24 protein-coding genes are annotated in these 24182 nt (G+C 72.7%); 12 read left to right on the top strand and 12 right to left on the bottom strand.

Annotation, left to right across the window (positions count from 1 at the left end; translation table 11 throughout):
- Window positions 1-162: 162 nt before the first annotated feature.
- The 5 genes from ACGF3C_RS32220 to ACGF3C_RS32200 form a co-directional block, all read right to left on the bottom strand.
- Complete coding sequence (locus ACGF3C_RS32220; protein WP_393227489.1) at window positions 163-825, bottom strand: hypothetical protein; 663 nt, start codon at window positions 823-825, stop codon at window positions 163-165.
- Window positions 822-3497 (bottom strand): FtsK/SpoIIIE domain-containing protein, encoded by a 2676-nt coding sequence (locus ACGF3C_RS32215; RefSeq protein WP_393227487.1) that lies wholly within the window; start codon window positions 3495-3497, stop codon window positions 822-824. The genes ACGF3C_RS32220 and ACGF3C_RS32215 overlap by 4 nt, the downstream gene beginning before the upstream one ends.
- Window positions 3490-4587, bottom strand: a complete 1098-nt coding sequence (locus ACGF3C_RS32210; protein ID WP_393227486.1) for a hypothetical protein — start codon at window positions 4585-4587, stop codon at window positions 3490-3492. Before ACGF3C_RS32210 ends, ACGF3C_RS32215 begins: the two co-directional genes overlap by 8 nt.
- A gap of 6 nt (window positions 4588-4593) precedes the next feature.
- Window positions 4594-4854, bottom strand: coding sequence for a hypothetical protein (locus ACGF3C_RS32205; protein WP_030332749.1), 261 nt, complete (start codon window positions 4852-4854; stop codon window positions 4594-4596).
- 152 nt (window positions 4855-5006) lie between these two features.
- The gene (locus tag ACGF3C_RS32200; protein WP_355007896.1) at window positions 5007-5399 is read right to left on the bottom strand and encodes a hypothetical protein; all 393 of its coding nucleotides are present in this window, start codon (window positions 5397-5399) and stop codon (window positions 5007-5009) included.
- A gap of 140 nt (window positions 5400-5539) precedes the next feature.
- Here ACGF3C_RS32200 and ACGF3C_RS32195 point away from each other — a divergent pair, with 140 nt between their 5' ends.
- Window positions 5540-8098 carry an ATP-dependent Clp protease ATP-binding subunit gene (locus ACGF3C_RS32195; protein WP_355007897.1) on the top strand — a complete coding sequence of 853 codons (2559 nt, stop codon included), beginning with the start codon at window positions 5540-5542 and terminating at the stop codon, window positions 8096-8098.
- 209 nt (window positions 8099-8307) lie between these two features.
- Window positions 8308-8658: a DUF3140 domain-containing protein gene (locus ACGF3C_RS32190; protein WP_141909299.1), complete on the top strand. Its 351-nt coding sequence runs from the start codon at window positions 8308-8310 to the stop codon at window positions 8656-8658.
- Window positions 8659-8715: 57 nt separating this feature from the next.
- Here the strand turns inward: ACGF3C_RS32190 and ACGF3C_RS32185 are convergent, their stop codons facing one another.
- The 3 genes from ACGF3C_RS32185 to ACGF3C_RS32175 all read right to left on the bottom strand — a co-directional run bounded on the left by ACGF3C_RS32185 (window position 8716) and on the right by ACGF3C_RS32175 (window position 10697).
- Window positions 8716-8961: a hypothetical protein gene (locus ACGF3C_RS32185; RefSeq protein WP_393227483.1), complete on the bottom strand. Its 246-nt coding sequence runs from the start codon at window positions 8959-8961 to the stop codon at window positions 8716-8718.
- Between the two features lie 60 nt (window positions 8962-9021).
- A complete protein-coding gene (locus ACGF3C_RS32180) occupies window positions 9022-10002 on the bottom strand; it encodes a LysR family transcriptional regulator (protein WP_357208156.1) in 981 nt (326 codons plus the stop codon).
- An 83-nt stretch (window positions 10003-10085) separates the two neighbouring features.
- A complete protein-coding gene (locus tag ACGF3C_RS32175) occupies window positions 10086-10697 on the bottom strand; it encodes a hemerythrin domain-containing protein (protein WP_393227481.1) in 612 nt (203 codons plus the stop codon).
- 148 nt (window positions 10698-10845) lie between these two features.
- Between ACGF3C_RS32175 and ACGF3C_RS32170 the strand changes: the two genes are divergently transcribed.
- Both ACGF3C_RS32170 and ACGF3C_RS32165 read left to right on the top strand, forming a co-directional pair.
- On the top strand, window positions 10846-12174 hold the full coding sequence (locus ACGF3C_RS32170; protein WP_393227479.1) for a M20/M25/M40 family metallo-hydrolase: 1329 nt from the start codon (window positions 10846-10848) through the stop codon (window positions 12172-12174).
- Between the two features lie 58 nt (window positions 12175-12232).
- A complete protein-coding gene (locus tag ACGF3C_RS32165) occupies window positions 12233-12895 on the top strand; it encodes a hypothetical protein (protein ID WP_091408864.1) in 663 nt (220 codons plus the stop codon).
- Window positions 12896-12947: 52 nt separating this feature from the next.
- Here the strand turns inward: ACGF3C_RS32165 and ACGF3C_RS32160 are convergent, their stop codons facing one another.
- Window positions 12948-13139 (bottom strand): DUF5703 family protein, encoded by a 192-nt coding sequence (locus tag ACGF3C_RS32160; RefSeq protein WP_013734349.1) that lies wholly within the window; start codon window positions 13137-13139, stop codon window positions 12948-12950.
- A gap of 347 nt (window positions 13140-13486) precedes the next feature.
- Between ACGF3C_RS32160 and ACGF3C_RS32155 the strand changes: the two genes are divergently transcribed.
- Entirely contained in the window at window positions 13487-14395 is a 909-nt protein-coding gene (locus ACGF3C_RS32155; protein WP_393227477.1) for a hypothetical protein, read from the top strand.
- A 43-nt stretch (window positions 14396-14438) separates the two neighbouring features.
- On the opposite strand, the gene ACGF3C_RS32150 is transcribed toward ACGF3C_RS32155, so the two are convergent.
- Window positions 14439-15347 (bottom strand): oxidoreductase, encoded by a 909-nt coding sequence (locus ACGF3C_RS32150; protein WP_393227475.1) that lies wholly within the window; start codon window positions 15345-15347, stop codon window positions 14439-14441.
- An 81-nt stretch (window positions 15348-15428) separates the two neighbouring features.
- Between ACGF3C_RS32150 and ACGF3C_RS32145 the strand changes: the two genes are divergently transcribed.
- Entirely contained in the window at window positions 15429-15929 is a 501-nt protein-coding gene (locus tag ACGF3C_RS32145; RefSeq protein ID WP_393227473.1) for a TetR/AcrR family transcriptional regulator, read from the top strand.
- Between the two features lie 129 nt (window positions 15930-16058).
- Here ACGF3C_RS32145 and ACGF3C_RS32140 read toward each other — a convergent pair whose 3' ends face one another.
- A complete protein-coding gene (locus ACGF3C_RS32140) occupies window positions 16059-17030 on the bottom strand; it encodes an aldo/keto reductase (RefSeq protein ID WP_112587412.1) in 972 nt (323 codons plus the stop codon).
- A 187-nt stretch (window positions 17031-17217) separates the two neighbouring features.
- On the opposite strand from ACGF3C_RS32140, the gene ACGF3C_RS32135 reads away from it, so the two are divergent.
- The 6 genes from ACGF3C_RS32135 (at window position 17218) to mshC (ending at window position 22777) form a co-directional block, all read left to right on the top strand.
- Window positions 17218-18270: an LLM class F420-dependent oxidoreductase gene (locus ACGF3C_RS32135; RefSeq protein ID WP_030332780.1), complete on the top strand. Its 1053-nt coding sequence runs from the start codon at window positions 17218-17220 to the stop codon at window positions 18268-18270.
- Window positions 18267-19103: an undecaprenyl-diphosphate phosphatase gene (locus ACGF3C_RS32130; RefSeq protein ID WP_387353539.1), complete on the top strand. Its 837-nt coding sequence runs from the start codon at window positions 18267-18269 to the stop codon at window positions 19101-19103. Before ACGF3C_RS32135 ends, ACGF3C_RS32130 begins: the two co-directional genes overlap by 4 nt.
- A gap of 110 nt (window positions 19104-19213) precedes the next feature.
- Window positions 19214-19918 carry an MSMEG_4193 family putative phosphomutase gene (locus tag ACGF3C_RS32125; protein WP_357232894.1) on the top strand — a complete coding sequence of 235 codons (705 nt, stop codon included), beginning with the start codon at window positions 19214-19216 and terminating at the stop codon, window positions 19916-19918.
- 157 nt (window positions 19919-20075) lie between these two features.
- Window positions 20076-20657 carry a DUF3090 domain-containing protein gene (locus ACGF3C_RS32120; protein ID WP_357232892.1) on the top strand — a complete coding sequence of 194 codons (582 nt, stop codon included), beginning with the start codon at window positions 20076-20078 and terminating at the stop codon, window positions 20655-20657.
- Window positions 20654-21472: an SCO1664 family protein gene (locus ACGF3C_RS32115; protein ID WP_393227471.1), complete on the top strand. Its 819-nt coding sequence runs from the start codon at window positions 20654-20656 to the stop codon at window positions 21470-21472. The genes ACGF3C_RS32120 and ACGF3C_RS32115 overlap by 4 nt, the downstream gene beginning before the upstream one ends.
- A 66-nt stretch (window positions 21473-21538) precedes the next feature.
- Window positions 21539-22777, top strand: a complete 1239-nt coding sequence (gene mshC, locus ACGF3C_RS32110; RefSeq protein ID WP_357234611.1) for a cysteine--1-D-myo-inosityl 2-amino-2-deoxy-alpha-D-glucopyranoside ligase — start codon at window positions 21539-21541, stop codon at window positions 22775-22777.
- A 171-nt stretch (window positions 22778-22948) separates the two neighbouring features.
- Here mshC and ACGF3C_RS32105 read toward each other — a convergent pair whose 3' ends face one another.
- Window positions 22949-24154, bottom strand: coding sequence for an alpha/beta hydrolase family protein (locus ACGF3C_RS32105; protein ID WP_393227469.1), 1206 nt, complete (start codon window positions 24152-24154; stop codon window positions 22949-22951).
- Between the last annotated feature and the right edge of the window lie 28 nt (window positions 24155-24182).

Raw genomic sequence — 24182 nt, 5'->3', positions numbered from 1 at the left:
TCCACTCCGGGCGCGCTGCGGTGATCACCTGCACCCGGGCATCCTCGATGATCATCCTCAGCAGACAGACACCGGGGTTACGAGACGTCCCTTAGTGTTGTCTCGCGCCCCGAGTGCCACGTCCGGTCGTTGACCGCGGTCACCCGGGGGCCGTTCGTCGGATCAGCGGCCGAGGGCCAGCAGCAGCCCGGTGGCGACCACCCCCGCACCGAGGACCACTGTGATCGGTCGGGGGCCGAGCACCGCGTGCCGGCGGTCGGCCAGCACCCGCGCCGGCACCAGACCGACCAGCGGCCCGAGCAGGGTCACCACCAGCGCCAGCACCGGCAACCCGACCGCCAGGTCTCCGCCGTACCCGATGCCGAGTGCGCGGGCGCCGGCCCCCAGCGCGTACGCCAGCACGGCACCGGCCACCCCGCAGAGCGCCAGCAGCGGGTTGACCGAGCCCGGCAGCTCGCCCGGCTGACCGGCCCGGTCGAGCAGGTCACGGGCCTTGGCGAGCAGCACCACCGGGTCGGTGGCCCCGACGCCGTTCGCCGGGGCGGGCGGGCCACCGAGACGGCGGGCACCGAGGCGCGAACGGACCTGCTGCCACAGGTGGGCCGCCTCGGCGTCGACCCGTTCCTGCTGCTCACGGGCAGCGACCAGTTCCTCCTCGGCGCTCTGGAGCTGGTCGGCAGCCTCGGCGACGGCCCGCTCGGCGGCAACGCACTGCCGCTCGTGCCAGGTGTGCGCCTCGGCGCGCTGCTCGCGTACCCGCGCGCTGAGCTCGGCCAGCCGCCGTAGCTGCGCCGCGTACGTCTCGCTGGTCACCGGTTCGTTCATCGCGTCGGTCCATACGGGATGATCACCTGTCCGGTGCGGTGCACCGCCCGGTCGAAGAAGAGCCCCCGCCAGGGGCGGGGATACCAGTCCGGGCCGCCGGTGCCCGGATAGAGCGACGAGCCCAGCTCGCCGCCGTGCGCGTCCAGGGCCACCCAGGCACCGATCTGGTCGGTACGGGAGGCCGGCCCACCGAGATCGGCGCGCATCCGGGCCACACCCCGCCACCAGGCCAGCACGTGCGTGCGTCGTTCCGGCCCGTCGTGCATGATCCGGCGCAGCTGCTCCAGGCCGGTCCGCCGACCCGCGCGAGCGGCCAACGCGCCCGCTGCCGCGTCGACGGCGAACAGCAGCAGGTAGTGCGGACTTCCCGGGCCGCTGAGCCCGTCGGCCGTCTCGGCCATCAGCTCCCCGACGGTCTCCTCGTCGTACCAGGCGGCGTCGTCGGCCAGGTCGTCGTAGAGGGCGCGGGCGATCGGGTCGGCGTCCGGGTCGAGGCAGGCGATGGAGAACCGGGCGGTGCCCGGCGGGTGCTGACGGGCCAGCGACCGGGCCGCCGCGTCGAGCACCGCGCACGCCTCGTCGACGCGGGTGCCGAGCACCGCGAGGTTGCGGCCCGGGGCGCGCGGCAGCCGCAGCGACGCCGAGCGGGACTGCACGTCGATGATCTCGCCGAGCAGAGCCACCGGGTTGCGCGGCGCGGTTCCGTCCGGCGGAACGGCGAGCGCCCGGAAGTCCGGGGCGTCCGCCAGCCGGGGGATCGCGTCGCCGTCGAAGAGCCGGGCCGGCGCCGCGTCGGGGGCGCGCATCCGCCACAGCCGGTGTTGCAACCCGCTCCAGGTCTCCCAGTCGCTGGCCGCCGGGATGCGGGCCACCTCGTTGCCCTCCACCATGCCCGACTCGGCGTTGACCACCGCGTGCCAGCGCGGCAGCGACTGGGCCGCGTCGTTGCGCTCGGCGAGGATGCGCAGCGCCTTGGGCAACGCGATGCGCAGGGCGAACTGCGCGACCAGCGCGGGGCGGCCCCACAGCGCCTCGATGCCCCGCACGTCCTGCGAGGCCAGGACCAGGTGGATGCCCTGGGACCGGCCGCGGCGGGCCAGGTCCTCCAACAGGTCGGCCGCCTCCCGGGCGACCACGTCCCGGCCGGCCAGCAACATCTGGAACTCGTCCACCACGGCGACGATGCGTGGCCAGTGCCCGGTCGGGTCGACCGCCCGCAGCTCCGCCAGCTTCGTCACCTCGTGTTTCTTGGCCGCGTCCGCGCGTCGGCGCAATTCCTCGGCGAGGAAGCGCAGCAGCGCCAGCCCGAACTCCCGGTCGGTGTTGACGTTGATACCGACCAGCCGCATGTGCGGCAGCCAACTCGGGTCACGCCGGCCCTGCGCGAACCGTGCGAAGGAGACCCCCTCCTTGAAGTCCAGCAGGTAGAACTCCAGCTCGGCGGGGGAGTAGCGGGCCGCCAACGCGCCGATCCACGCGAAGATCAGGTTGGTCTTGCCGGTGCCGGACGGCCCGCCGATCAGCGCGTGCGGTGGGTAGTCGCCGAGCGTCAGCCGCACCGGCCGACCCTGTGGGCCCTCACCGATCGGCGCGGTCAGCCCGTCGGCGGAGTCCTCCCGCCACATCAGCTCGGCCGGGGGCAGCAGGTCGGTGAAAGGAGTCGGCGGCGGGCCCGCGTTCACCCGGGCGGCGACGTCCCGGCAGGTCTCGGTGACCAGCGCCGCCGGCGGCGGTGGGTCCAGCCGGACCGGCAGCCCGGCCGAGCCGCCGATCCGCGCGCCGGACACGCCGGCCACCACCCGGGTCACCGTCGGATCCTCCGGCAACGGCACACCGTGCACCACCAGGTGTACGCCGCAGGCGGCGCCGGCCCGCACCACCCGGTCCAGTTGCCCGCGCTCGTGCCGGTTCAGCTCCTCCCCGCCGAGCAGCACCGCCACCCGCCACGGCTCGGGCCGTCGGCCGGTCGCCGCCGCCAGTTCGCGCAGCGACGCGTACTCACCGGCGAGGACCGTCTCGTTGATTCGGCGGATCTGCTCCACCAGGTCGTCGAGCAGCGGGCCCAGCCCGCCCGGGCCGACGAAGGTGAGCAGCCCCGCCGTGCCCAACGGGGCGAACCCGGCCAGGCCGCCGCCGAGCTGGTCCGGGTCGTACCCGACCAGTCGTACCACCCCGGGGTCGGCACGGCCGACGGCCCGCAGCAGCAACGCGGACACCACCGCGTCGCAGCCGGCGCGGTCGTCCCCGGAGAGGTGCACGTGCCCGGCGTCGAGCAACGGCACCAGCGCGGGCACCGGGTCGACGCCGTCGATCCGGACCGTGCCGACCCGCAACGCGCCGGGCGGCTCGGCCCGGCGGGCGGGCGTCGGCGTCCACCCGGCCCAGTCGGCCCCCGCGCAGCCCGGCGCCTCCTGCCGGGCCGCGTCGGCGGCCCGCCGGGCCAGCTCCGCGATCCGGGTGGAGTAGCGGGCGTCGATCTCGGCGATGCGGCGGTCCCGTTGGGCGCCCACCCGCTCCGGTACGGCAGCCGCGGCCCGCTCGACCCGGGCCAGTCGTTCCCGCCCGGCGGTCAGGTCGGCCTGGGCGGCGGACAGTCGGGTGCGGGTGGCGCCCAACGCCTCGGCGAGGGTGTCCCGGACCCGGCCGGCCAGCTGACCGCGCCGGTCAGCCATCGGAGCCCCGACGCGTCGGCGCGTCCCGCCAGGGGCTGCCCGAGCGTGGGGGCGGCCCACCGGGGCGTGGCGGCGGCGCATCCGAGCGCTGCGGCAGACCACCGGAGCGCTGCCTCGCACCGCCGACGCGGGGAACTCCGCCCGCCGACCGCCCGGTCCCGCCCGGCTGCTGCGTACCCGCCGGCTGCTCCGAGCGCGCCGGCTGCCCGACGTCGTCTCGCTGCCCCGCACCCGCCGGTTCTTTCGCGCCGCCGGCCGGCAGGTCCCGGCCCAGGCGGGCGAGCAGCAGCCCGGTCGCCACCCCGGCGGTCACCGCGGAGTCGGCGGCGTGCGGTGGTTCCCCCGAGGCGCGCGGCGGCGGCATCCGGCACACCCGGGTCAGCAACGTCTCCAGCACCGGCGGCGGCAACCCGGGCAGCAGGTCGCGCACGCGTCCGTCCAACTCGCCGCGCAGCCGCCCGAGATCGGTGGCGCGAGGCGGGTGCCCGAGCAACTCGCCGGCCAGCTCACGCAGCAGCGGCGGCGCCAGCGCCGCCATGCCCAGCCCCACGTCGGCCGGGGCTCGGCGCAGCTCCTTGCGGAGCCGGTCCCGGTCGCCGGAGCGGACACCACCCACCACTCGGCGCAGCAGCTCCTGGGAGTCGACCACCCGCTCGTCGGGCTCGTCGTCGGTGCCCTCGCGCCCGCCGGTCAGCTCGGCCACCCGCACCGACCACCAGCGGCGCATTCGCACCTGCTCGGCCGGCTCCGGCGCGACCGCGGCGGGCCCGGACACCGGTGGCGTGTCGTGTCGGGGAGCGCGTTGCTGCTCAGGGCGGGGCGCCGGGGTGCCGTCGGCGCCGAGCCCGATCGCCGTCAGGTACGCCGACAGCTGTTCCTGGGCCACCCGCAGCGCGTAGCCGGCGCTCTCGGCGTGCTCGGTGGCGGCGGAGAGCTCGGGCACCCCCATCGGGTTGGCCGACTCCTGTCGTACCCAGCGCAGCCGCTCCGCGGCCAGGCCGAACTTCTCCAGGGCCTGCCCGAGCAGCGCGACTGGGAACTCCTCGGTGGCGGCACGGACCTGCCCGCCGACATCCTCGATGATGGACATGACGGCCTACAGGGTGGAGACGTAGAGCTGCGCCTGCTCCACCGCGACAAGTGTCGCGGCGAGACACTCCTCCAGCTCCTGGCTGGCCTGGGTCAGCGACGCCTGGGCCGCCTCCACCGTCTCGTGCCCGCTGCCCTCCAGCGCCCCGGCCAGGGTCTGCTGTGCCTCGGAGAGTTTCTCGCCGGCCGCCTGCACGGCTGTCTGCCCGTCTCCGATCTGTTGGAGGGCGACATCGATGGCAGCCTTCAGCTCGGCGACGCTCGCCACGGCGGAACCTCCTGGGGGCGGGGAGATCTCCATTAGAGCCTATCGCCGGTTCCGAAAGAACATCCGCCCTGTCGGTGTTCCTGCCCGCCTGTCCGGAAGGCCCTCGGAAGCGCCGGGAGTCCGATCTGTGGGAGTCCCAGTGCGAGAATTTCTCAGTTGCTGGTCGGGTTCTCGCGGAGCCAACGCGGGCCGTACACCTCCGCGCCCAGCGCCGTCACCCGGCCGCGCAACTCCCGGTCGGCGGTGACCACCAGCCGCCGACGCCGCGGCGCGCCCTCCACCAGCTCGACCACCGTGTCGTCGCCGGAACCGGCGGCGGAGACCACCCGCACACCCTCGGTGCCCGGCACGCCCCGCGCGGCCCCCTCGACCACCAGAACCACCTCCACCGGAGCGGTCAGCCGGGCCGGCAACCCGATGGTCGCCACCGGGGCGAGCGAGTCGCGCAACCGGGCAGCGGCCCCGGCACGGTCACGCCACCACCCGTTCGGGCGCGAGCCCACCACGTTGGCGCCATCCACGATCAGCAGCGGGGTCTCATCCATCCGGTCAGCCTGCCACCACCGCCCGGCCCTGGCCCGACGCCACTCCCGGAATGCCGGTCCTTCGCCACCTGCGGCGTTTGTCGGGGCGCGCGCCGGGTAGCCCCTGCCGACCGTGCCGAGCCCTACTGCGGAGGACAGACATGATGGGACCCGGTGACATCGGCTCCGACCCGTGGGACGAATTCCTGGCCAGGTACTTCGGCCGGGGCGAGGGAGGGCGCCGACCGCCGCACCGGGTCGACATCACCCGACTGATGACGGCCGACGCCCGGGAGATGCTGGCCGACGCGGCCCGACGGGCCGCGCAACGCCAGAGCAGCGACCTGGACACCGACCACCTGCTCTGGGCGGCGCTGCAACGCGAACCGCTGCGTGACCTGGTACGCCGGGCCGGCGCCGACCCGGACACCCTGCTCAACGCCCTCGGCGGAAAGGGCGACGGCGCGCCACGCGGGGAGGTGCCACCCAACCTCTCGTTGACCCCCGCCGCCAAGCGGGCGCTGCTCGACGCCCATCAGCTGTCCCGCGCGATGGGCGCCAACTACATCGGCCCCGAGCACATCCTGATGGCGCTGCCGCTCAACCCGGAGTCGCCGGCCGGGCGGATGCTGGCCGCCGGCCGGATCCAACCCGAGTCGTTGCAGGCCGCCAACGCCGAGCGCGGGCCGATGACCGGGCCGAAGCCGGACCGTGGCACCCCCACCCTGGACCAGTACGGGCAGGACCTCACCGACCTGGCCCGCAACGACCAGATCGACCCGGTGATCGGGCGGGCCGACGAGATCGAGCAGGCCGTGGAGATCCTGTCCCGGCGGACCAAGAACAACCCGGTGCTGATCGGCGAGGCGGGCGTCGGCAAGACCGCCATCGTCGAAGGGCTGGCCGAACGGATCTGCGACGGCGACGTACCGCAGACCCTGCTCGGCAAGCGGGTCGTCCAGCTCGACCTGGCCGGTCTGGTCGCCGGCACCCGTTACCGGGGCGACTTCGAGGAACGGCTGAAGAAGGTGATCGACGAGATCCGGGCGCACCGGGACGAGCTGATCATCTTCATGGACGAGATCCACACCCTGGTCGGGGCCGGTGGCGCCGGCAGCGAGGGCGGAATGGACGCGTCGAACATGCTCAAACCCGCCCTCGCCCGCGGCGAGCTGCGGGTGATCGGCGCGACGACGCTGGACGAGTACCGCAAGAGCATCGAGAAGGACGCCGCCCTGGCCCGGCGCTTCCAGCCGGTGCTGGTGCCCGAGCCCAGCGTCGACGACACCATCGCCATCCTGCGCGGGCTGCGCGACCGGTACGAGGCCCACCACCAGGTGCGCTTCACCGACGAGGCGTTGGTCTCGGCCGCCGAGCTGTCCGACCGGTACGTCACCGACCGGTTCCTGCCGGACAAGGCGATCGACCTCATCGACCAGGCCGGCGCCCGGGTGCGGCTGCGGACCCGCACCCCCGCGTCCGACGTGCGCGAGTTGGAGCAGGAACTCGACGAGGTACGCCGGGACAAGGAACAGGCCGTCACCGACGAGCAGTACGAGCGGGCCTCCGCGCTGCGCGACCGGATCTCCGAGCTGGAGGAGGACATCCGACGCGCCAACGGCGAGGACGGCTCGTCCGGATCCCAGGTGCCCGAGGTGGGCCCCAAGGAGATCGCCGAGGTGGTCTCCCGGGCCACCGGCATCCCGGTCAGCCAGCTCACCGAGGAGGAACGCGACCGGCTGCTGCGCCTGGAGGGTCACCTGCACCAGAAGGTGGTCGGTCAGGACGACGCGGTCACCGCGGTCGCCGAGGCGGTGCGCCGCTCCCGGGCCGGGCTGGCCGACCCGGAGCGACCGATGGGCAGCTTCCTGTTCCTCGGCCCGACCGGTGTCGGCAAGACCGAGTTGGCGCGGGCCCTGGCCGAGGCGTTGTTCGGCGAGGCGGACCGGATGGTCCGGGTGGACATGAGCGAGTTCCAGGAGCGGCACACGGTCAGTCGGCTGGTCGGCGCGCCGCCCGGATACGTCGGCTACGAGGAGGCCGGCCAGCTCACCGAGGCGGTGCGTCGCCGCCCGTACGCGGTGGTGCTGCTCGACGAGATCGAGAAGGCCCACCCGGACGTCTTCAACATCCTGCTCCAGGTGCTCGACGACGGGCGGCTCACCGACAGTCAGGGTCGCACGGTGAACTTCAAGAACACCGTCCTGATCATGACGAGCAACCTCGGCTCCGAACTGATCACCGGCGCCCAGCGCTCGGTCGGCTTCGGCACCGGGGACGTGGGCAGCGAGCAGGAGAGCAACGAGCTGCGTGAGCGCCTCATGCGCCGCCTTCAGGAGAACTTCCGCCCGGAGTTCCTCAACCGCATCGACGAGGTCATCATCTTCCGCCGGCTCGAGGCCGAGCAGCTGCGCGACATCACCGCGCTGCTGTTGGAGGAGACCCGCCGCCGGATGCACGCCCAGGACCTCCAGGTGGAGTTCACCACCGCCGGCATCGACTGGCTCGCCGAGCACGGCTACCAGCCGGAGTTCGGCGCCCGCCCGCTGCGCCGGGTGATCCAGCGGGAGGTGGACAACCACCTGTCCCGGATGCTGCTGGAGTCGGCGATCTCGCCGGGGCAGAAGGTCACTGTGGACGTCCGCGACGGGGCGCTCACCTTCGACGTAACAGCGGGCGAGCGGGGGTACACCGCCGCCACGACCACACACCCGCGATGAGCGGGCCGGCGCGAAGGGACGAACAGGAGGACCCGCACCAGCCCGCGGAGTCCGCGAAACCCCGGGACGAGGACGACCATCCCGACCCGATCCTGGCGTCGCCCACCGCGAACCCCCGCCGCACGCGGGTGCCCGCGGAGGGCCTGCATCCGAAGACCGACCAGGACGACCCGGAGACGTCCGGGCCGCCGCCGGCGAGAGGAGACCTGATGGTACGCGAAGCGCGGCTCGACCCCGAGGTGGAAGTGCTCTGGGAGGACTTCCACGCCGAGGTCAACGTCCCGTCGGAGCAGCTGCGGACCTGGCTGCTGACCCGGGGTTCGGGGGAGGAGTCGTTCAGCCCGAACCCGAACCTCGACCTGCCCCAGCCCGGCCGGGAGATCCTCAAGGTGCTCAACAAGCGCAAGGTGGACCTCACCCCGGAGGACATCGAGGTGATGCGGGAGGCGGTCGAGCGGATCCGCGAGCTGATGGACGCCAAACCGTCGCGCGGCAACGCCGACGACAACTGGCGGCACTCCCTGCTGGACCTGGGTCACGACCCGCTCGTCGAACGCTGAGCGAGGTTCACCCGCGACGGTGCCGTCCCGAACCCGGGACGGCACCGTCGCGGCGCGCTACTGGCCCTGGTCGGGCTCCAGACTGGCGATGGTCAGACCCGCCGCGTCGGCGGCGGCGTCCCGGTCGCCCCGGGTCTGGTCCTCCCGGGTGAGCAGATTCGCGTACTCGGTCACGTCGGCCGGGTCGGGCACCGCCGGCAGGCGGCGCAGGAACGCCTCCACCGCACGGGTGGCGGCGGTGTGCGCGGCAGCCGCCTGGCGCAGCAGTTCGCGGTCGTCGGCGGGCGGGTAGAGGTCGGTCATGTCCGCCAGATACCCGGCCCACGGCGGTTCGCACCGCCAGCGGCCCGGAATACCGGCAGCTCAGCCCGGCCGTACCCCGGTGGGGTGCCGGACGCCGAACCCCGGGTTGCGGGGCAGCCAGGCCAGGTACGCCGGGTGCGGCGCCAACGAGTCGACGTACGCCGCCTTCGCCGTTTCCAGCACGAGCTCCGCGCCCTGGGCGGCGGGGGAGTCCGGATGCCAGCCGAGCAGCAGCCGCCAGCGCAGCGGCGTCCCGGCGAGTTGACGGGTGACCAGACCACTCACCGGACGGAACGTCGCCTGGCACAGGGCCACCGCCACGCCGGCTTCCACCAGGTCGACGCAGCCGCGGATGTCGGTCTCGTACACCTTGCGGGGGGTGAAGCCGGCGCGGGCGCAGGCGGCGGCGAAGCAGTCGGCGAAGCAGCCGTCACCCGGCGCGGCGACCCACTGTTCGTGGCGCAGGTCGGCCAGGCGGACCTCCTCCTGCGCCGCGAGGGGATGGGTCTCCGGCAGCAGCACCAGCACCGGGTCGACGGCCACCTCCTGCCAGCTCAACCCGAACCCGGCCGACGGACTGGCGTCGCCGCACACGCCGGCCAATGCGAAGTCCAGCCGACCGCCGGCCACCAACTGCGCCAACTCGTCCACCGACCAGGACGCGTACGTGGTGATCTGGGCGGGCGGCTGCTCGGCCGCCAAGCGGTGCACCAGCCGACCCAGGATCGGGCTGTTGACCCCGCCGAACCGGTAGCACGGCGGCGTGTCGCCTGCCCCGGCCAGCCGAGCGGCCTCGTCCTGCAACCCCTTCATCGCCGGCAGCAGCACCCGGGCGCGGGCCAGCACCAGCTCACCGAGCGCGGTGGGTCGAGCCCCGCGCCGATCCCGGTCGAACAGCGGGCCGCCCAGCGTCCGTTCGATGCGTTGAAGCTGGGCGGTGAGCGCCGGCTGGGCCAGGCCGAGCGCCGAGGCCGCCTTCGTCACACTTCCCGTCTCCGCGATCGCGCAGACCACCCGCAGGTGACGCAGCTCCAGGTTCATAGGGTGACGGTAGGACCAGGCGTCTGCTGGCGGAATAGCCTGAGCGGATCGGTGATAATGAATGCACTGTCGGTGGTCGTCGGTCAGCGGTCGCGCGGCGGCTCCGGCAGGTCCGCCAGGTACGTCGGCCGCCGGGTCACCGCGTCGAGGACCTTGTCCACGACCCCGACCGCCGGCTCCACGATCCGGTTCCACGGAGGGGTGGCCGGCGTGCCCGGGTGCGGTCGGGTCGGCGCGGCCTCTTCGGCGATCTCCAACCGGTTGCCCAGCCGGATCAGCTCCTCCTCGGTCGCGACGGCGCGCAGCTCGGTGACCAGCGCGCCCACGCCCTCGACATGCCGGCGGACCCGCTCGGCGACCTCGGTCAGCGCCTCGTCCGTCAGCCCTTTCAGGGCGCTCAGCAGGGCCGCGTCGGCGCTGATCTCCGCATCGACCCGCTCGGTGGCCGCCGGCAGCGCCGCGCGGACCGCCGGCAGCAGGTACTGCTCCTCGGCGGACACGTGCCGCGACAGCGCGGCGGTGAGCACCGCCAACCCCTCCTGCGGCGTGGTGTCCGGGCCGGAGAGCTGGTCCAGCAGCGCCAGCAGTTGCCGGTGCTCCCGGTCGACGATGTCGGCGATGCTACGACCGGCGGGTCGGTAGCCCTCCTCGGGTGCGGGCGCGGGCGGCAGCGGCGGCAGGGGAACAGCGGACATGGTGCCCTCCTCGACTGGCGGGCGGAAGCTCCGGCAGGGACGTTCGGTCGTGGGCGGCGGTACCCGAACGCGGCCGACGCGAAACCGACCCGTCGATGCCTCCACCCGCGCCGGCCTGTCGAGCGGCCCGGGCTGGTATGAAGAGGCGATGACGAGCGACGCCGCCTCCGCCCTGCCCGACCCCACCGCAGAGGTCGTGGACCTCTGCCGCGACCTGCTGCGCATCGACACCACGAACACCGGTGACAACGACACCAGCGCCGGTGAGCGCCGCGCGGCCGAGTACGTGGCGGAGAAGCTCGCCGAGGTGGGTGTGGAGTCCGTCCTGCACGAGTCCGTGCCGGGCCGGGCGAACGTGGTGGCCCGCATCCCGGGCACCGACCCGAGCCGGGGCGCGCTGCTGGTGCACGGCCACCTGGACGTGGTGCCCGCCGACGCCGACGAGTGGTCGGTGGGCCCGTTCTCCGGTGAGCTGCGCGACGGCTACCTCTGGGGCCGGGGCGCGATCGACATGAAGGACTTCGACGCGATGGTGCTCGCCGTGGTGCGGCACTGGCAGCGCACCGGCGTACGCCCGCCGCGCGACATCGTGCTGGCCTACACCGCCGACGAGGAGGCCGGCGGCGAGTACGGCGCGCACTTCCTGGTGGACAACCACCGGGGCCTCTTCGACGGCTGCACCGAGGCGATCGGCGAGGTCGGCGGCTTCTCCTACTCGGTCAACGACAGCCAGCGGCTCTACCTCATCGAGACCGCCGAGAAGGGCATCGACTGGCTGCGGCTGCACGCCAAGGGCCGCCCCGGGCACGGCTCGATGATGCACGACGACAACGCGGTCACCGCGCTCGCCGAGGCGGTCGCCCGGATCGGCCGGCACCGCTTCCCGGTGGTCGTCACCGACACCGTGCGAGCCTTCCTCACCGAGGTCTCCGACCTGCTCGGCATCGAGCTGGACCCGGACGACCCGGAGACGGCCATCGCGAAGCTCGGCCCCATCGCCAACATCATCGGCGCGACCATCCGCAACACCGCCAACCCGACCCGGTTGAGCGCCGGATACAAGGACAACGTCATCCCCGGCCGGGCCACCGCCACCATCGACTGCCGCAGTCTGCCCGGCCAGTCCGAGCTGCTGGAGCGGCAACTGCGCGAGCTGGTCGGCCCGGACATCGCGATCGAGTACATCCAGCGGCAGCCGGCGCTGGAGACCACCTTCGACGGTGACCTGGTCGAGGCCATGTCGGCGGCCCTGCGCGCGGAGGACCCGGGGGCGCGGCCCGTCCCGTACATGCTCTCCGGGGGCACCGACGCCAAGGCGTTCTCGCAGCTCGGCATCCGCTGCTTCGGGTTCGCGCCGCTCCAACTGCCCGCCGACCTGAACTTCTCCGCGTTGTTCCACGGCATCGACGAGCGCGTTCCGGTCGACGGACTACAGTTCGGCGTGCGGGTTCTCGACCGGTTCCTCCGCACCTGCTAGTCGTGTCCGGCGGTGTCTGCCGGCGCGCAACCTCCCCATCGTGAAGGGACTGCCCCACATGACCGACCAGCATGGTGAGCTGGACGCCGCTCTCGAGCGGGTGATCGAAGCGGCCCGCCACCACCTGGCCGCCGTACGCGCCGCCCAGGGCCGCGTCGACGACGACGACGTCTGGCAGGCGTACGTGGCGTTGAACAACGCCTCCTTCGCGTACGACGAGCGGCTGCTCGACGCCTTCGGCGAGGTGACGCCGTGGGATGTCGACTCGATCGACCCGGACGAGGCGGACGAGCGTTTCGGCGGCGGCGAGGGTGCCGAGGCCAGCGACCCGCACCCTCGGGTGATCTCGGTGCGTCAGCGTCGCGACTACCGGGTGCCGAGCGTCGCCGCGCTGCTGCGGGTGGCCGAGGCGGCCCGCCGCGAGGGCACCCCGGAGGACGACGAGCCGGCGCCGGTGGAGGGCGTCGGCGAGGCCGTGCTGGAGCTGCTGCAGAGTGGTGACGGCTCGCTCGGCGCGTTGGACGTCCCCGAGTTGGAGCCACTCGACGGGGTGGTCATGGTCAGCGAGGTGGGCACCCCGGTCGACCTGGAGTCGTTCGACGACGACGACGCGGTCGGCCCGTTCCAGCCGGCTGCCGACGACCGGCTGGTCGGTCGGCTCGACGAGCACCCGTTCCTGGAGCTCGACGACGACCACGACCACGCCGGGCACCAGCACTAGGCCGGGTGCCGCCCGGGGCCGGACTCCGGCCTCGGGCGGCACCGCCCGGTCGTCAGTACGACAGACCCGGCTGCGGCTGGTTGACCCGCCGCCGACGTAGCACCACCTGCCGCGTGCCGTCCCGGTACAGCCGCACCCGGGCCAACTCCCATCCGGAGAACTCCGCCTGGATCGCCAACTGCGCCGCTGCGGTCAACCGGTCGACGTTCGGCGGCAGCCGCAGTGGCGCGTATTCGTAGTCCATGCCCTCCATGCTGCCCAGCCCAGCGACCGTTTGCCACCCCCTCCAGGGTGACCAACAACGCCGCCCCCACCGGTTCGCGCCGCGCCGCGCCCGCCCGACCCCCTCGCCGCGCCGATCTTGCACTTCCTGTCGCGACAAAACAGTCACGTCGCACCATAACGGCAACAGGAACTGCAAGATCGACGCGCTGGACCGGTTTCGCTCGGGGACGGTCGCGGGGGGCCAGGTCGACCAGACGGGGCGGGGCGGGGTGGGGCGGGGTGGGGCGGGGTGGGGCGGGGTGGGGCGACCAGAATGTCTTCGGGCAGCCGCCGGCGGGTCAGCCGGCGGGCCGCTAGGAGGAACGCGTGACGTCAGGGGAGCGTGGCCGGCTCGGTCGGTTCACCGATGCGGTGCTCGGCGGCGCGCGGGCCGCCCGGGACAAGGCCCGTGAGCTGCGCGACGAGTTCCGCACCAGCGACGAACCCGAACGCGCTCTCGTCGCGCCACTGCTGCCCGGGCAGGAGCTGCGCTATGTGGGGCTCGGCCCGGTTCGCGCCCCGCAGACCCACAGGGCCGGTCGGCAGCTCGCCGATGTGATGGCCGATGAGTTCGTCGACTCGCTCGATCCGAAGGTGCTGTTCGGGCTACTCAACATCGTCAACCCGGTGGTCTGGGTGGACGCGGTGCTGACGCCGGTCCGGCTGGCCGCGGGCGTGCTGCTGCTGCCGGGCAGGGCCGGCGCCATCGCCGCCGGTGTGCCGGAGGCAGCCGAACCGGAGCCGGCCCCTCCACAGCAGCGGGTGCAGCGGGATCCCATCGCGCTCACCGAGGAGCAGGAGGCGTTCCGGGCGTTGTTCCGGCTGAGCCAGTACCGGCCGCTGGCCGAGCAGCTCGCCGAGATCGCCCATCGCCGCCGGTACGTCTTCAGCGGCGACCTCGCCACCCTCGCCGGCAGCCTGCTGCTGTTCCTGGAGCGCTACAGCGGCACCCCGCTGGCGGTGACCGACACCCACCTGCACCTGCTGCGGATGGGCCCCCGCCCGGACGCCGACCGGCCCGACCGACGGCAACCGCGGGTGCTGTGGAGTATGCGACGCGACCGGGTGGCGCGGGTCGACTCGGAGCGCGGCGCGACCGGGCTCGTGCAGCTGACGTCCACGATCCTCTTCGACGACGGCTCCTGGATCCGGCTCACCCAGCCCGCGCTCCGCGACGACCAGTCGCGCTTCCTGACCGCGATCCACGATCTCCCCGGGCAGCGCCCTCAGCCGTGACCCGGCCGGCGTGACCAGCAGTACGCTGGGTCGCAGGAATAGATCAGTGCGCAGCTTCGGCAGGCAAGGGGTAGGCGACGCCTGTCGCCACTTCGGACATCGCCCACAATCGGCGTCGTGTGGCCGGGTCGCAGGCACGGTCCGGGGCCCGGTGCGGTTTCGGGTTGCCCTTGAACTGCCCCGGACCGCCCGGTCCGTAGTACTCGCCGCCGACGGCTCGTGGATCGGTGGCCGCCCGGAGTACGGACAGTGCACCGGCCCGAGCAGGCTGGGTAAACAGCCACCCAAGCGTCGCGTTGGCCACGCGGAAGCCTGAGGATGCGTCACGAAAGAGGCTGGTGCGCGCTCCGCCCGGATGAGCCGCGAGGCTGATCGTCGATGAGTCGGCCGCGGCGAGTCGATGCTGCAGTTCGAACGCGAACAGCAAGTTCGCGAGTTTCGAGGCGTTGTAGGCCGTGGTTGGCCGGTACCCGTCGAGGCTCCTGGGGTCGAGGGCCGTGACGGAGCCTGTGGCGGCCGCCTTGCTGCTGACCGTGACTATCCGTCCGGCCGGTGATCGCTCAAGCATGTCGAGGAGCAGGCCGGTCAGCGCGAAGTGGCCGAGGTGGTTGACTCCCATCTGAGACTCGAAGCCGTCCTTCGTACGCTGTGCCGGCTGCCACCACAGACCGGCGTTGTTGATCAGAATGTCGAGCCGCTCGAAGCGCTTGTGGAGGTCGCTTGCCGCTTGCCGCACGGCGTGGAGGCTGGCGAGTTCGAGTGCGAGGACGCTGCCTCTGCCGGGCAATGCACGCACGGCCTCCGCACCGCGTGCCGCATCGCGAGCGCCGATCACCACGTGAGCTCCTTGTGCGCTCAGAGCTCTTGCCATTTCCAGGCCGATGCCGGCGGTGGCTCCGGTCACCAGCGCGGTGGTGCCGTCGAGCCGGGGTATGTCACGCGCACTCCACATGGCGTCTCCTACAATCGGAACGGTCGCCCCGTTTAACTATACGGAACGATCGCCCCGTTTGTCGACAGGCCGGAGAACCCCATGCGTGCCGATGCTCGCCGCAATCGCCAGAGCGTGTTGAATGCCGCCTACGAGATCCTGGCCACCGAGGGCCTGGGCGTGCCGATCGACGAGATCGCCCGCCGCGCAGGCGTCGGCGCCGGCACCGTGTATCGGCACTTCCCGACCAAGGAATCGCTCATCCAGGCCGTGGTGCTCGACCGCCTCCACGCCCTGACCGAGAAGGCCCGTTCTGGCATCGACTTCGCCGAGTTCTTCACCGTCATGGTGGACGCCGGCCTCACCAATCGCGCCATCGCGGATGCTCTGGCCGGCGGCGGCTACCACATACCCGCCGACGCTGACGCCGCCCTCACCGCAGCCTTCGCCGAACTCCTGCACGAGGCGCAGCAACGCGGAACCATCCGTCCGGACGTCACGGCCGACGACATCAACGCTCTCGTGACCGGCTGCGTCGCGACCGCGCGTCACCGCGGCTCCACAATTCTCGTTCAGATCGTCATCGCCGGCCTACGCGCCTGACGCACGAAGTCTCCGTCCCCAGAGTGCCAAGATCGAGAGCGGCACCTGATGATGTGGTCGAGGCAGGTGGCGCGACGACCGCTGAGAGCTGACCCGGCGCGCGGGGCCAGCCCTGGCGCGGCCGCCCGGTCAGCCGTCGCGTTCGGGGTAGCCGACCGGCACCGCGGAGACGTCGTCCAGCGCGGTGGTGATCTCCTCGGGCAGGGTGATCCGCTCCACCGCGAGCGCGCCGAGCAACTGCCCGACAGTGCGCGCGCCGAGGATCGGCGCGGTCACGCCCGGCCGGTCCCGGATCCAGGCCAACGCCACCTCCAGCGGCGACACCCCCAGCCCACCGGCCGCGGTCGCCACCGCCTCCACGATGCTGGAGCAGCGCGGCTCCAGGTAGGTCGAGACGAACCGCTCGAAGTGCGGCGACGCGGCCCGGGAGTCGGCCGGACGGCCGTGCCGGTACTTGCCCGTGAGCACGCCCCGGCCCAGCGGCGACCAGGGCAGCACGCCGAGGCCGAGCGCGTCGCACGCGGGCAGCACCTCCCGCTCCACGCCCCGCTCCAGCAGCGAATACTCCACCTGGGACGCGACCACCGGCGCCCGCCCCGGCCAGGCGGTCTGCCAGGCGGCGGCCCGCGCGGTCTGCCAGCCGGAGAAGTTCGACACCCCGACGTAGCGGACCTTGCCGCTGGCCACCGCGTGATCCAGGGCGGCCAGGGTCTCTTCGAGGGGGGTGTCCGGGTCGTACCCGTGCACCTGGAACAGGTCGACGTGGTCGGTGCCGAGCCGGCGCAGCGACGCGTCCAACGTGCGCAGCAGGTGCCCCCGGGAGCCGTCCCGGCGTCGGCCACTGCCGGGGCGCAACCCGGCCTTGGTGGCGATCAGCAGCTCCTCGCGGGGGACGAGGGAGCCCAGCAGCGAGCCGATCACCGACTCGGCGTCGCCGTCGCCGTACACGTCGGCGGTGTCGATCAGGTTGCCGCCCGCGTCGAGGTAACTCTTCAGCTGAGCGGCCGCATCGTCGGCGTCGGTGTCCCGGCCCCAGGTCATGGTGCCGAGCGCGAGCCGCGAAACCGCCAGCCCGCTTCGGCCGAGCGGTCGCTGTTGCATGGGTGAACCTTATTTCGAACCTGCCGCCACCGATATCCTCGCTCCCGTATCTCTGCCGGTTCTGCCGGTTCCGCCGCCCCGGGCTGCCCCGATGGAGGGGGGATCATAAGGTGTCGAGCCGGTGATCGAGTCCGTTATCGGCATTGCGTAACCTGGGGCGACCTGTGCCACGGATGGGGGAGGACCAGTGCGACTCGGGCTCAGTCTCGGATACCAGACGGCGTGGAGCACACCGGCCGACCACCTGGCGCTGGCCCAGGAGGCGGACCGGCTGGGCTACTCGGTGGTGTGGGCGGCGGAGGCGTACGGCTCCGACTCGCCCAGCATGCTCGCCTGGATGGCCGGCCAGACCGAACGGATCGACGTCGGCGCAGCGGTGATGCAGATCCCCGCCCGTACGCCGGCGGCCACCGCCATGACCGCCGCCACCATCGACGCGCTCTCCGGCGGCCGGTTCCGCCTCGGCCTGGGCGTCTCCGGCCCGCAGGTCTCCGAGGGGTGGCACGGTGTGCGCTTCGCCAAGCCGCTTGCCCGGACCCGCGAGTTCGTCGACATCGTCAAGCTGGCCATCGCCCGCAAGGAGGTGGCGTACGACGGCGAGCACTACACGCTGCCGCTGCCGGACGGCCCGGGCAAGGCGCTGCGACTGGGCTTCCACCCACCGCGCGAGCACATACCGATCTACCTGGCCGCCGTCGGCCCGAAGAACCTGGAGCTGGCCGGTGAGATCGCCGACGGCTGGCTGGCGGTGTTCTACGCTCCGGAGTTCGCCGAGGAGCAGCTCGCCTCGGTGCGCGCTGGGCGGGCCAAGGTCGGCAAGGAGCTGGCCGGGTTCGACGTGGTGCCGTCGGTGCCCGTGGTGATCGGCGACGACGTGGCCTCCTGCGCCGAACTCGTCCGCTGGTACGCCGCGCTCTACGTGGGCGGTATGGGCAGCCGGCAGCAGAACTTCTACAACCAGCTCGCCACCCGGATGGGCTACGGCGACGCCGCCCGCGAGGTGCAGGACCTGTACCTGGCCAAGCGGCAGCGTGACGCCGCCGCCGCAGTGCCCATGGAGTTCATCGACCGCACCTCGCTGCTCGGTCCGAAGGAGCGCATCGCCGAACGGATGCGGGAGTACGCGGCAGCCGGGGTCACCACGCTGTCGGTGACCCTCTTCGTGGCCGACCGGGACAGCGGTGTGCAGACTCTGCGTACCGTCGCCGAGGCTCTCGACCTCTCGGGAGTCGGCGAGTGACCTGGGTCGAGGCCATCGTCCTGGGCATCGTCCAGGGACTGACCGAGTTCCTTCCGGTCAGCTCGTCGGGGCATCTGCGGATCACCTCGGCGATCTTCTTCGACCGTGACGCCGGCGCGTCGTTCACCGCGGTCACCCAGCTCGGCACCGAAGCGGCAGTGCTGATCTACTTCGCCAAGGACATCTGGCGGATCACCCGGACCTGGCTGGTGGGCATCCGGGACAAGTCGGTCCGCTCCAGCCTCGACTACCGGATGGGCTGGTACGTCATCGTCGGCTCGATCCCGATCGGGCTGTTCGGTTTCCTGTTCAAGGACCAGATCAAGACCGCCGGGCGCAACCTGTGGGTGGTGGCGACCACGCTGATCGTTTTCGCGTTCGTGCTGGCGTTCGCCGAGTACTGGGGGCGGCAGACCCGCACCCTGGAAAACTTCCGGATGAAGGACGGCATCGTGATGGGCTTCGCCCAGGCGATGGCGCTGGTCCCCGGTGTGTCCCGCTCCGGCGGCACGCTCACCGCCGGCCTCCTGCTCAACCTGACCCGGGAGGCGGCGGCACGGTACTCGTTCCTGCTGGCCATCCCGGCGGTGGTGATGTCCGGGGTGTTCAGCCTCGGGGACGTCTTCGAACCGTCCGCCCCGGGCACGTCAGTGCCGACCGTGGCCCAGACGATCGTGGCCACCCTGATCGCGTTCGGCATCGGCTACGCGGCCATCGCCTGGCTGCTGCGCTACGTCGCCCACCACACCCTGTACGTCTTCGTGCTGTACCGGGTCGCGCTGGGCACCCTGGTCCTGGCCCTGCTGCTGACCGGCACGATCGACGCCACCTGACCGATCTGCCGACGGCCCTCGTCTCCGCCCGCGGGTGGAGACGAGGGCCGCAGTCGTCAGGTCGCCGCCCGCGACGGCCCGCCCCGGAGGCCAGGTCATAGGGTGGTCCCGTGGCGACCCTTCTGCTTCTGCGACACGGCCGTACCACGGCGAACGCCGATGGCGGCCTCGCCGGTCGGCAACCGGTCGAGTTGGACGACACCGGGCGCGCGCAGGCCACCGCGGTCGGCGAGCGCTTGCGGGCGGTGCCGTTGGCCGCCGTGGTGACCAGCCCGCTCATCCGCTGCCGGCAGACCCTGGAGTTGGCGCTCCCGCAGGCCGCCCCGGTCGTCGAGGACGGGCTGATCGAGTGCGACTACGGCAGTTGGGAGGGGCAGCCGCTGAAGAAACTCGCCAAGGAGCCGCTCTGGCCGGTGGTCCAGCAGCACCCCAGCGCGGCGGTCTTCCCGGGTGGCGAGGCGATGGCGGCGATGGCGGCCCGTGCCGTGTCTGCGGTGCGTTCCTGGGACGCGCGGGTCAACGCCGAGCACGGGCCCGAGGCGGTCTGGTTGGCGTGCAGCCACGGCGATGTGATCAAGGCCATCGTGGCGGACGCGCTCGGCGTACACCTGGATGCCTTCCAGCGGATCGTGGCCGACCCGGCGTCGGTGACGGCGATCCGGTTCACGCCGCTGCGTCCGTTTCTGGTGCGACTCAACGACACCGGTGGCGACCTGGCGGCGCTGGTGCCGCCGCCGGCCAAGCGGCGACGGCGCGCGAGCCGCGTGGCCGACTCGGACGCGGCCGTCGGCGGCGGAGCGGGTGCGTCGCGGTGAGGCCCGTCACGACACCGCCCTCGGCCGGGGCGTCCGCGCAGGCCGAGAAGGCCGCCACGCCCGGGTGTAACCCCTGCTACACCGGGCGCGCCGTCGCTGTGGCGATTCGCGTCGGTGGGGTGCGCGACGCCAGGGCGGGCCGGATAGGGTCGTGGGTATGACCCACCAGGTGCACGCCTTCGAACCGCCGGAGCGGTTCGTCGCCGGGACTGTCGGGCCGCCGGGGGAGCGCACGTTCTTCCTGCAGGCCCGCGGCGGCGGCAGGCTGGTCAGCGTCGCGCTGGAGAAGGTCCAGGTGTCCCTGCTCGCCGAGAAGCTTGAGGAGTTGCTCACCGAGGCGCAGCGTCGCTTCGGGGTGGACCTGCCCGAGCTGGCGCCGGTGATCGGCGACAACGAGCCGCTGGACACTCCGGTCGACGAGGAGTTCCGGGTCGGGACGCTCGGGCTGGCCTTCGACGTGGACACCGCGACCGTGGTGATCGAGGCGATCGCGGCGGGCGAGGTGGAGCCCGAGGTCGAACTCGGCGACGAGGACGACGACGAGGACGACGACGAGGACGAAGAGCCGGACGAGGACCTGGATCGGCTCCGGGTCCGGCTCACTCCCCAGGCGACCCGCCAGTTCATCGAGCGGGCCCGGCGAGTGGTCAACGCGGGCCGGCCACCGTGCCCGCTCTGCGGCCAACCGTTGGACCCCGCCGGGCACCTCTGCCCGCGGCACAACGGTTATCACCGGTGACCTCGTCCGGCCTCCAGCCTCGCCAGGACGGCGACGCCGCGCTGCGGCTGCTGCGTGACGGCGTCCTCGACCTGGAAGGTCGGCTGGTCGACGCGTCGAACACCACGCTGCGCGGCATCCTGACCCTGGACGCGTTGACCGCCCGGTGCGTCTACAAGCCGGTCCGTGGCGAGCGCCCCCTCTGGGACTTCCCCGACGGCACCCTGGCCGGCCGGGAGGTCTCGGCGTACCTGGTCTCCCGAGCCACCGGATGGGACCTGGTGCCGCCCACGGTGCTGCGGGACGGCCCGTTCGGCCCCGGCTCCTGCCAGCTGTGGATCGACGAGCCGGAGGACGCCGAACCACTTGTCGGTTTCCTGCCCGCCGGGGAGTTGCCGCCACGCTGGATCCCGATCGCCGCGGCCCGGGACGACGACGGCGCCGCGTATGCCCTCGCCCACGCCGACGACCCACGGCTGGCCCGGCTCGCGGTGCTCGACGCGGTGCTCAACAACGCCGACCGTAAGGGCGGCCACGTGCTCGTCGGTGCCGACGACCGGATCTACGGCGTGGACCACGGGGTGAGCTTCCACGTGGAGGACAAGCTGCGCACGGTGCTCTGGGGTTGGGCCGGTAAGCGTCTGCCCGCGGACGCCGTGGAGATGCTCGACGCGCTGGCCGGTCAGGTCGCCGGTGCGCTCGGCGCGGAGTTGGCCGACCATCTGACGATCAGCGAGGTGGCCGAGGTGGCCGCCCGGGTCGACCGGCTGCGCGAGACCGGCTGCTTCCCGCAGCCTCCGGAGGACTGGCCGGCGATGCCCTGGCCGCCCATGTGACCCGCTGTCATCTTGATCACCCGTGGGGCGCTCCGGCGTTGCCGGCGGGCTGGCTAGGCTGATCCCATGGAGTCTTGGGCGGGACACGAGGTGCCACGGCTGCCGGGCAGGGGCGAGCCACTGGCGTTGTACGACTCGGCGCGGCAGGGTGTCCACCCGAGTGAGCCGGCCGATGCGGGCAGCATGTACGTCTGCGGCATCACCCCGTACGACGCCACCCACCTCGGCCACGCCGCCACCATGATCACGTTTGACCTGGTGCAGCGGATGTGGCGTGACGCCGGCCGCCCGGTGCGCTACGTGCAGAACGTCACCGACATCGACGACCCGCTGCTGGAGCGGGCCGCCCGCGACGGCGAGGACTGGGTGGTCCTGGCGATGCGCGAGACGGCGCTGTTCCGGGAGGACATGGAGGCGCTGCGGATCATCCCGCCGGCGCACTACGTGGGTGCCGTCGAGTCGATCCCGGACATTGCCGACAAGGTCGAGGTGCTGCTCAAGGACGGTGCCGCGTACCGGCTCGACGACGGCACCGGCGACGTCTACTTCGACATCTCCGCCACGCCCCGCTTCGGCTACGAGTCGAACCTGACCCGCGAGCAGATGCTGGAGATCTTCCCCGAGCGCGGTGGCGACCCCGACCGGGCCGGCAAGCGGGACCCACTGGACCCGCTGCTGTGGCGCGGCGCCCGCGAGGGCGAGCCGTCCTGGCCGGGCGGGGAGCTGGGCCCGGGCCGCCCCGGCTGGCACATCGAGTGCGCGGTCATCGCGCTCAACCTGCTCGGTGACCGGATCGACGTGCAGGGCGGCGGCAACGACCTGCTGTTCCCACACCACGAGGCCTCCGCCGCGCACGCCGAGCGGCTCACCGGCCAGGCGCCGTTCGCCGAGCACTACGTCCACGCCGGCATGATCGGCCTGGACGGCGAGAAGATGTCCAAGTCCCGCGGCAACCTGGTCTTCGTGTCCCGGCTGCGCGCCGACAAGGTCGACCCGATGGCGATCCGGCTGGCGTTGATCTCCGGTCACTACCGCAGCGACCGCACCTGGACCGACGACCTGCTCACCGCCGCGCACGAGCGCCTGGACCGTTGGCGGCGGGCCGCCGCCGCGCCCGCCGGGCCGTCCGGGGCCGAGCTGCTGGCCGAGGTACGCGCACGCCTGGCCGACGACCTGGACACCCCCGGAGCCCTCGCCGCAGCCGACCGCTGGGCCGAGGCGACCCTCGCCGGTGCCACCGACGACCCTGAGGCGCCCGCTCTCTTCGCGACCACTGTCGACGCCCTCCTGGGCATCCGCCTCTAGCCCATGCGCGTCGTGTCGCGCGCCCGTTGATCGACTCGGTTTCCGGGAAGTGGCGGTGTCCAGGGCGGTGCGACGCCCCGACTTCCAGGAAGCCGAGTCGATCAAACGGCTCAGCTCAGGACCAGGTCGGGGTCGGATTCGGGGCACGCCCGCACGGCGTGGACGATCGGGTCACGGAATGAACGCCACCTCGGGGAAGGACCGGCTGGGGCCGTTCAGGAGGTGGCCGCCCCGGTGCCGCAGGTGCAGGTCGAAGAACGCCAGCGGGTAAGCCTGCCCGATGCGGACCGCGCGGGCGGGGTCGAGCGTGCCGACCCAACTCACGAGTTCCTCGTCGCTCATGCCGATGAGCTTCGCCAGTTGCGGCACGAGCCACTGGTTGTCGCCGTAGGACGAGTGGACCGCTTCGGCGGCCTGGACGTTGAGTCGCCATCCCCGTAGGTGCGTGAAGAACTCGGCGACGGCGGGCTCCGCGGCCCGGGTGTTCTGCGCAGTCATCAGCATGAACGGCCGGTACAGGTCGGTGGTGGGCATCGGCTGCGACACCATCGGGGCGTCCAGGCTCAGCCCCGCCCGGACCCGTCGGTCGGTGCCCATGGTCAGGGCCGTCGCGGTGCCGCCCTTCGACCAGCCGAACATGCCGATCCGACTCAGGTCGAGGGCGGCACCCAGCCCGGTCGGCAGTGGCGCGTCGTCGACGTCGGGGTTGCCCCCGGCGGCGAGGTCGCAGATCTGATCGAGGACGAATCGGACGTCCCTGGTGTAGGTCCACGCGGTGGAATCGAAGTCTTCCTCCTGGACGGTGACTCGGCCGTCGGGGAATTCGCTGAATCCGTCGTAGGTGTGGTCCACAGTGACGACCACGTGCCCGTGGCTGGCGAGTTCCTGCACCACGATGGTGGTGTCCGAACGGTGGCTGCCGGCGCCGTGCGAGTACAGCACCACCGGCAACCGCCGGCCCGGGTGCCGCACCGGGGCGCCCTTGTGCCCGGCCGTCAGCGGCGCCAGCGCGGCGTGGGGGTCGAAGCCCGCGGATTCCAGCAGCACGCGCATCGAGGCGGCAGTCATCCACGGGGAACGCGGGTAGCGCCGCTCGTTCCGGGCGGGGTACCAGACACTGACCATCAGTTCCCGATACCGCCCCGGCCCCGCCAGCGGTTCCGGCCGCGACCGGTCGACCAGATGCAGCGGCACCACACCCACGCGGTACGGCCCGGTCGGCCGGGGGAGAGTGAGCCGGGCCGGGCCCGCATCGGCGGTTGCCGCCGTGGCGCGGCCAGCGATGCCCAACGGTACGCCGGCCCCGACCGCCAGCGTGGCTCCGACAAGGCCACGGCGCGTGATCCCCCGTGCACCAACAGGTTTCACGGTTGGCATTGATCCTCCCCTGGTTGCTCGACGCCGG

Source organism: Micromonospora sp. NPDC047762 (assembly GCF_043204655.1).
In the GTDB taxonomy this organism is placed as follows: domain Bacteria; phylum Actinomycetota; class Actinomycetes; order Mycobacteriales; family Micromonosporaceae; genus Micromonospora.
Note: the sequence above shows the minus strand (reverse complement) of the source record. Positions and strands in the feature narration are given on the sequence as shown.

Coding starts and splice junctions, on each gene's coding strand:
- ACGF3C_RS32215 (WP_393227487.1), bottom strand. CDS start 3,497: ATGGCTGACCGGCGCGGTCAGCTGGCCGGCCGGGTCCGGGACACCCTC.
- ACGF3C_RS32175 (WP_393227481.1), bottom strand. CDS start 10,697: ATGTCCGCTGTTCCCCTGCCGCCGCTGCCGCCCGCGCCCGCACCCGAG.
- ACGF3C_RS32200 (WP_355007896.1), bottom strand. CDS start 5,399: ATGGATGAGACCCCGCTGCTGATCGTGGATGGCGCCAACGTGGTGGGC.
- ACGF3C_RS32170 (WP_393227479.1), top strand. CDS start 10,846: ATGACGAGCGACGCCGCCTCCGCCCTGCCCGACCCCACCGCAGAGGTC.
- ACGF3C_RS32220 (WP_393227489.1), bottom strand. CDS start 825: ATGAACGAACCGGTGACCAGCGAGACGTACGCGGCGCAGCTACGGCGG.
- ACGF3C_RS32140 (WP_112587412.1), bottom strand. CDS start 17,030: ATGCAACAGCGACCGCTCGGCCGAAGCGGGCTGGCGGTTTCGCGGCTC.
- ACGF3C_RS32150 (WP_393227475.1), bottom strand. CDS start 15,347: ATGTGGAGTGCGCGTGACATACCCCGGCTCGACGGCACCACCGCGCTG.
- ACGF3C_RS32120 (WP_357232892.1), top strand. CDS start 20,076: ATGACCCACCAGGTGCACGCCTTCGAACCGCCGGAGCGGTTCGTCGCC.
- ACGF3C_RS32105 (WP_393227469.1), bottom strand. CDS start 24,154: ATGCCAACCGTGAAACCTGTTGGTGCACGGGGGATCACGCGCCGTGGC.
- ACGF3C_RS32145 (WP_393227473.1), top strand. CDS start 15,429: ATGCGTGCCGATGCTCGCCGCAATCGCCAGAGCGTGTTGAATGCCGCC.
- ACGF3C_RS32195 (WP_355007897.1), top strand. CDS start 5,540: ATGATGGGACCCGGTGACATCGGCTCCGACCCGTGGGACGAATTCCTG.
- ACGF3C_RS32185 (WP_393227483.1), bottom strand. CDS start 8,961: ATGACCGACCTCTACCCGCCCGCCGACGACCGCGAACTGCTGCGCCAG.
- ACGF3C_RS32160 (WP_013734349.1), bottom strand. CDS start 13,139: ATGGACTACGAATACGCGCCACTGCGGCTGCCGCCGAACGTCGACCGG.
- mshC (WP_357234611.1), top strand. CDS start 21,539: ATGGAGTCTTGGGCGGGACACGAGGTGCCACGGCTGCCGGGCAGGGGC.
- ACGF3C_RS32190 (WP_141909299.1), top strand. CDS start 8,308: ATGGTACGCGAAGCGCGGCTCGACCCCGAGGTGGAAGTGCTCTGGGAG.
- ACGF3C_RS32210 (WP_393227486.1), bottom strand. CDS start 4,587: ATGTCCATCATCGAGGATGTCGGCGGGCAGGTCCGTGCCGCCACCGAG.
- ACGF3C_RS32165 (WP_091408864.1), top strand. CDS start 12,233: ATGACCGACCAGCATGGTGAGCTGGACGCCGCTCTCGAGCGGGTGATC.
- ACGF3C_RS32180 (WP_357208156.1), bottom strand. CDS start 10,002: ATGAACCTGGAGCTGCGTCACCTGCGGGTGGTCTGCGCGATCGCGGAG.